Source organism: Pseudonocardia sp. GCM10023141 (assembly GCF_042653605.1).
The window spans coordinates 191,408-198,041 of the sequence record NZ_JBHSIR010000043.1; the positions used below are offsets into that span (position 1 = coordinate 191,408).

At 70.9% G+C, this 6,634-nt stretch carries 5 protein-coding genes and 1 pseudogene; 4 read left to right on the forward strand and 2 right to left on the reverse strand.

Going from position 1 to position 6,634, the window contains the following annotated elements:
- Nucleotides 1-318 precede the first annotated feature (318 nt).
- Together ACFPFQ_RS26045 and ACFPFQ_RS26050 are read left to right on the forward strand one after the other, a co-directional pair.
- Complete coding sequence (locus ACFPFQ_RS26045) at nt 319-954, forward strand: C40 family peptidase (RefSeq protein ID WP_379623269.1); 636 nt, start codon at nt 319-321, stop codon at nt 952-954.
- Nucleotides 955-1,068: 114 nt separating this feature from the next.
- Nucleotides 1,069-1,770, forward strand: a complete 702-nt coding sequence (locus ACFPFQ_RS26050) for an SDR family oxidoreductase (protein WP_379623271.1) — start codon at nt 1,069-1,071, stop codon at nt 1,768-1,770.
- Between the two features lie 13 nt (nt 1,771-1,783).
- Here the strand turns inward: ACFPFQ_RS26050 and leuS are convergent, their stop codons facing one another.
- Nucleotides 1,784-4,660, reverse strand: a complete 2,877-nt coding sequence (leuS, locus tag ACFPFQ_RS26055; RefSeq protein WP_379623273.1) for a leucine--tRNA ligase — start codon at nt 4,658-4,660, stop codon at nt 1,784-1,786.
- Between the two features lie 188 nt (nt 4,661-4,848).
- Here leuS and ACFPFQ_RS26060 point away from each other — a divergent pair, with 188 nt between their 5' ends.
- A complete protein-coding gene (locus ACFPFQ_RS26060; protein WP_379623275.1) occupies nt 4,849-5,289 on the forward strand; it encodes an SdpI family protein in 441 nt (146 codons plus the stop codon).
- On the forward strand, nt 5,286-6,296 hold the full coding sequence (locus tag ACFPFQ_RS26065; RefSeq protein WP_379623277.1) for an RNA polymerase subunit sigma-70: 1,011 nt from the start codon (nt 5,286-5,288) through the stop codon (nt 6,294-6,296). Before ACFPFQ_RS26060 ends, ACFPFQ_RS26065 begins: the two co-directional genes overlap by 4 nt.
- 119 nt (nt 6,297-6,415) lie before the next feature.
- Here the strand turns inward: ACFPFQ_RS26065 and ACFPFQ_RS26070 are convergent.
- Nucleotides 6,416-6,634: pseudogene (locus ACFPFQ_RS26070) on the reverse strand (ISNCY family transposase); the annotation flags it as partial.

Consider the following 6,634-nt stretch of genomic DNA (forward strand, 5'->3'; position numbering starts at 1 on the left):
CGGGCGAAATATCGTGAATACCCGCGATGTGATTCATCTTTTCGTGCGGCCGAATCGGTGAGGTTACTCACCGAAATTCGGTCCACGGAATGAGACCTTCGTCATGCAATCCCCATGAAATGCGTTCTTAACCTCGATGACGGCCCTGCGACACCGCCGCTCACCCGGAGTGTCGGGCGCGGGGTCACCGTCTGACGGGCGGGAAGTGGTGCGGTCGGCAGTTCCCCCAAGGGACCGCATGCAGTCTCTTCCCGTTCAACGGTCGGGTTCTCCCCGAACCCGACCTCTCGTCCGGCGGTGCTCACCTCGAGGACCCCAGTGCCCAAGCACCTCCCCGCTCTGGCCGGCCGCGCCGCCATCATCGCCTCCACCTCGGCAGCAGCCGCGCTCCTTGCGGTTCTGCCGGCAGCGCCGGCACAGGCAGCACCCAGGGTTGCCCCCGCACCCCTGGTCACCTCCGGCCCGGCGATCACCGCCGCCACGGCCGCACCTGCTCTGAGCACCTTCATCAGCCCGGCCGTCCCGGTCACCATCCCGGTTGCCCCGGTCGCGCTGGCCACGGCTCCCGCCGTCACGGCGCCGGCTCCGGCGATCGCCGCCGCTCCGTCCGCGGTCACGGCGTCCGCCATGAAGGTCGCCATGAGCAAGATCGGCGCCCCCTACGTCTACGGCGGCGCCGGCCCGAGCACGTTCGACTGCTCCGGCCTGATGCAGTGGGCCTTCAAGCAGGTCGGCGTCACGCTGCCGCGGGTCGCTGCCGCGCAGGCAGGCGTCGGCACCAGGGTCTCGAAGGCCGACCTGCGCCCCGGCGATCTGGTGTTCTTCTACGCACCGATCAGCCACGTGGCGATGTACATCGGTGACGGCAAGGTCGTGCACGCCAGCACGTCCGGCCAGCCGGTGAAGATCTCGTTGCTGGCCAACATGCCGTTCGCGACCGCGCGCCGCATCTGATCGACCGCTCGGCCCCCACCCCGCACACGCGGTCCTGGATCACGTTTCACCAGGTCGCGTAGAGTCCGACGCTGTGGGCGTGGGGGCTGGTAGTGCAACGAGCGGGCATCCGCGATGACGGGTCCGGCGCTGCGCCCGCTCGCGCTCGTCACGGGCGCATCCCGAGGCATCGGCGCCGCGGTCGCCCGCGCGCTCGCACCGGCCCACGACGTGCTGCTCGGCGGCCGCGACACCATGGCGCTCAAGACGCTCGCCGAGGAGCTGCCGGGTGCCCGGCCGTGGCCCGTCGAGCTCACCGACGTCGACGAGGTCGCTGAGGCCACCGGCGGCATCGAGCGGCTGGACGTGCTGGTGCACGCGGCAGGCGTGGCCATGCTCGGTTCGGTCGAGGAGACCAGCGCCGACACGTGGCGGCGGCAGTTCGACATCAACGTCGTGGCCGCCGCGGAACTCACCCGGCTGCTGCTCCCGGCACTGCGCACCGCCCGCGGCCGGGTCGTCCTGCTCAACTCGGGTGCCGGGCTCACCGCACGTGCCGGGTGGTCGTCCTACGCCGCGAGCAAGTTCGCCCTGCGCGCATTCGCCGACGCGCTGCGCGCCGAGGAGGCACCGCACGGTGTGCGGGTCACCACCGTCCACGCCGGACGCGTCGACACCGACCTGCAGCGCGGCGTCGTCGAGCAGGAGGGCGGCACCTATGACGGGCGCTACTACCTGCGTCCCGAATCGGTGGCCGGAGCCGTCCTGCTGGCTGTGACGGCTCCGGACGACGCGCTGCTGACCGAGCTGGTGCTACGCCCCTCCGGCGACGGCTGAGCGCCCGTTCTCATCAGAGAACGATGTTGACCAGCCGGCCCGGCACCACGATCACCTTGCGCGGCTCCCGGCCCTCCAGCGCGGCCACCACCTTCTCCTCGGCCAGCGCGGCGGCCTGCACCTCGGCGCTGGTGGCGGCCGCCGGCACGGTGACGCGCGAGCGCACCTTGCCGTTGACCTGGATCGGGTACTCGACGGTGTCGGCCACCAGCCAGCGCTCGTCGGCCACCGGGAACGGACCGTGGGCCAGCGTGCCCTCGTGGCCCAGCAGCGACCACAGCTCCTCGGCCACGTGCGGCGTCAGCGGCGCCATCATCAGCACCAGCTGCTCGGCGACGACCCGCGGGACGCCAGTGGCGCCGTAGGTCTTGGTCAGGTGGTTGTTCAGCTCGATCAGCTTGGCCGCGGCGGTGTTGTAGTGCAGCACCACGTAGTCGGCGTGCACGCCGTCGATCGCCTTGTGCAGCGCGCGCCACGTGTCGTCGTCGGGCTCGGCATCGGTGACGCGGATGGCACCGGTCTGCTCGTCGACCAGGTTGCGCCACACCCGCTGCAGGAAGCGCTGCGAGCCGACGACGTCGGCAGTGGACCATGGGCGGGACACGTCCATCGGGCCCATCGACATCTCGTACAGGCGGAAGGTGTCGGCGCCGTAGCGCTCGCACATCTCGTCGGGCGTCACCACGTTCTTCAGCGACTTGCCCATCTTCCCGTACTCACGCCGGACGGGCTGGTTGTTCCACGTGAAACCACCGCTGCCGTCCTCGGTCACCTCCTCGGCGGGCACGTAGGTGCCGCGCGCGTCGGTGTAGGCGTAGGCCTGGATGTAGCCCTGGTTGAACAGCCTGCGGAACGGCTCCTCGGAGCTGACCTCACCCAGGTCGAACAGGACCTTGTGCCAGAAGCGGGCGTACAGCAGGTGCAGCACGGCGTGCTCGACGCCGCCGATGTACAGGTCGACGCCGCCGGGGTCGCCGGGGCGTGCCGGGTCCTTGCCCAGCCAGTACTCCTCGACCTCGCGGCCGACGAAGCGATCCTCGTTCTGCGGATCCAGGTAGCGCAGGTAGTACCAGCAGGAGCCGGCCCACTGCGGCATCGTGTTGGTCTCGCGGTGGTAGCTCTGCAGGCCCGAGCCCAGGTCGATCTCGGCGTCGACCCACTCCGGGTTGCGCGACAGCGGCGGCTCCGGCTCGCTGGCGGCGTCCTCGGGATCGTGGGCCGTCGGCGCGTAGTCGTCGATCTCCGGCAGCTCGACGGGCAGCTGGGACTCGGGCAGCGGGACGGGCAGGCCGTCGGCGTCCCAGACGATCGGGAACGGCTCGCCCCAGTAGCGCTGGCGCGAGAACAGCCAGTCGCGCAGCTTGTACTGCACGACGACCTGGCCGGCGTTCTTCGACGCCAGCCAGGGGGCGATCGTGGCCTTGGCCTCGGCGACGCCCATCCCGTTCAGGCTGATCTCGGCGTTGGCGGAGTTGATGGCCGGCCCGTCGCCGGTGTACGCCTCGCCGTCGAAGCCTTCCGACGGTGCGACGGTGCGCACGATCGGCAGGCCGAACACGGTGGCGAAGTCCCAGTCGCGCTGGTCCTGGCCGGGTACGGCCATGATCGCGCCGGTGCCGTAGCCCATCAGGACGTAGTCGGCGACGAACACGGGGATCTGGTGTCCGTTGACCGGGTTGACGGCGAAGGCACCGGTGAAGACGCCGGTCTTCTCCTTGTTCTCCTGCCGGTCCAGCTCCGACTTGCGGGCGGCGGCCGAGCGGTAGGCGGCGATCGCCTCGGACGGCTTGACGGCGCCACCGGTCCAGCGGTCGTCGGTGCCGGCGGGCCACACGGCCGGGGCGATCGCGTCGACCAGGGGGTGCTCGGGCGCCAGCACCATGTAGGTGGCACCGAACAGCGTGTCCGGGCGGGTGGTGAAGACCTCGATCGCGGCATCGGCGCCGGCGACCGCGAAGCGGACCTGCGCGCCTTCGGAGCGGCCGATCCAGTTGCGCTGCATCGCCTTGACGGAATCGGGCCAGTCCAGGCGGTCCAGGTCGGCGACCAGCCGGTCGGAGTACGCGGTGATCCGCATCATCCACTGCTTCAGGTTGCGGCGGAACACGGGGAAGTTGCCCCGGTCGCTGCGCCCGTCGGCAGTGACCTCCTCGTTGGCCAGCACCGTGCCCAGGCCCGGACACCAGTTGACCGGCGCCTCGGAGATGTACACCAGCCGGTGCCCGTCGATGATCCGGCGCTGCTCCACCGAGGTCAGCTCGCACCAGCCGCGGCCGTCCGGCGTGCGTCGCTCGTCCTGGGCGTACTCGGCTTCCAGCTCGGCGATCGGACGCGCCTTCTGGACCGTCTCGTCGTACCAGGAGTTGTAGATCTTCAGGAAGATCCACTGTGTCCAGCGGTAGAACTCGACGTCGGTGGTGGCGACCGACCGGCGGTCATCGTGACCCAGCCCCAGCTGGCGCAGCTGCGCCTTGTAGCGTTGGATGTTCTCCTCGGTGGTCTTGCGCGGGTGCGTGCCCGTCTGCACGGCGTACTGCTCCGCCGGCAGGCCGAAGGCGTCGAAGCCCATGGCGTGCAGCACCGTGTGGCCGGTCATCCGCAGGTAGCGGCCCAGCACGTCGGTGCCGATGAAGCCCAGCGGGTGCCCGACGTGCAGGCCGGAGCCGGACGGGTACGGGAACATGTCCAGCAGGTAGACCTTGTCGCCCGCCGCGGTGCCCGCCGGGTGCGCGGGATCGGCCCACGGTCCCGAGGGGTTCGGCGCGTGGAAGGTGCCCTCGGCGGCCCAGCGGTCCTGCCAGCGGCGCTCGATGTCGGCGGCCAGCCGCGCGCTGTACCGGAAGGGCAGCGCGTCGGTCTCGGTCACCGCTGCGGTTGTGTCCGTGCTCATGTCCCACTCCTGGGAAGCTCGTATCGGCCCGGAAAACCAGAAGACCCCTCTGCCGCTGGGGCATGAGGGGTCGCCGCGCCTGTGGTGCTGCTATTCAGGCGCGGCTGCGACGAGAAGTCGGCGGGCCACGAGACCAGAGTAACGCTGTGGCCCGCCGACCGGCGAGCGGGTTCGCCTACGCTGTGCTGGTGGCTCTGCTGATCGTGGGAATCCTGCTCGTGCTGGTCGGGGGCGCGCTGATCGTCGTCGCCGTGCTCGGGGGGCGCTCGCGGCTGCCCCGCAACCGCTGGTTCGGCGTGCGCACCGAGGCGTCACTGCAGTCCGATGCGGCGTTCGCTCTCGCCAACCGCGCGGCGGCGGCGCCGACGGGTGCGGCAGGCGTCGTCGGTGTCATCGGCGGAGCAGCGCTGCTGGCGGGCGCCCCGGGGCTGCTCAGCGCGATCGTCATCGCCGTCTCCGTCGTCGGGGTGCTCGTGATCGCCGGGTTCGCCGGTGTCGTGGGCAACCGCGCTGCGGCCGCCGTTCCCACCCTCCCGGCGCCCGTCGCCTGCGCCGGGGTGTGCGCGGGATGCGAGCTGGTCGCGAGCTGCCGCCCCAGCACGGCCGAACCCACCAACGCAGGTTCGTGACGAGCACCGGCACGGCTGCCGGCGACGAGGCGTACCGCACGCTCGTCGAACCGATGCGGCACGAGCTCTTCGCGCACTGCTACCGGATGCTCGGCTCCACCCACGACGCCGAGGACGCGCTCCAGGACGCACTGCTGCGCGCCTGGCGCGGCATCGCCCGGTTCGAGGGCCGCAGCTCGTTGCGCACCTGGCTCTACACGATCACCACCAACGCCTGCCTGGACTCGATCCGCCTGCGGTCGAGACGGGCGCTCCCGATCGACCTCGGGCCGTCGGCCGAGCACGCGATCGTCGACGACCAGCCGCTCACCGACGTCGCGTGGCTGGAGGCCCTGCCCGATCGGGGTCTCGGGTCCGGTCCGGTCGCTCCGGAGGCCCGCTACGAGGTGCGGGAAAGTGTCGAGCTCGCCTTCGTCGCCGCCCTGCAGCACCTGCCGGGCAACCAGCGCGCCGCGCTGCTGCTCGTCGAGGTTCTGGGCTTCTCCGCCCGGGAGGCCGCCGAGACACTCGCAACCACCACCGCCTCGCTCAACAGCGCGCTGCAGCGCGCCCGCAGGCTGGTGGACGAGAAGGTGCCGGGCCCGAGCCAGCAGCAGACCCTGCGCGCACTCGGTGACGCGCGGCTGCACGAGATCGTCGGCCGGTACACCAGCGCACTGCAACGAGGAGACGCCGCCGCGCTGATCGCGCTCCTGGCCGATGACGCCCGCTGGTCGATGCCGCCGCTGCCGAACTGGTACCAGGGATGCGCGGCCGTCACCGACTTCCTCACCCGGATGGCGCTCACCGTCGGGTGGCGGCACCGCCTGACCGGCGTGAACGGTCAGCCCGCGCTCGGCTGCTACCGGTGGGCCGAGGAGACCGGTGAGTACCGCGGGTTCGCCATCGACGTGCTGACCTTCCGCGGAGACCGGATCGCCGAGGTCACGGCGTTCCTCGACACCGACCTGTTCGCGGCACTCGACCTCCCGTCGGCGCTGCCGCGCACGGAGCCGTCGTGGTCGTAGTTCTCGGGCCAGGGAAAGGGCCCTAGCTATAGCTACTTCGACCTGAAATAGGCCGCGTTGCGGATGTGGGGTCGATCCTGGCGACGGCGCAGTGGTGTTGATCTCTGTTTCGTGGTCGATCAGCCCGCGAGGGCGGCGATCTTGACCAGGTTGTGGGCCAGGACCCGTGCCCGGTCCAGATCCGGGCCCCTGCGAGGTGATCGAGGCGTGTGCGGTCCCAGCCGTACTGCCGCTTGAGGGTGCTGATCCGGGCTTCGCAGCCGGTTCGCCATTTGACCGTTCGGCGGAACGCCCGGCGGCGTTCGTGGGCTTGGCGGGCCTTGCCGGGTCGGCACTTG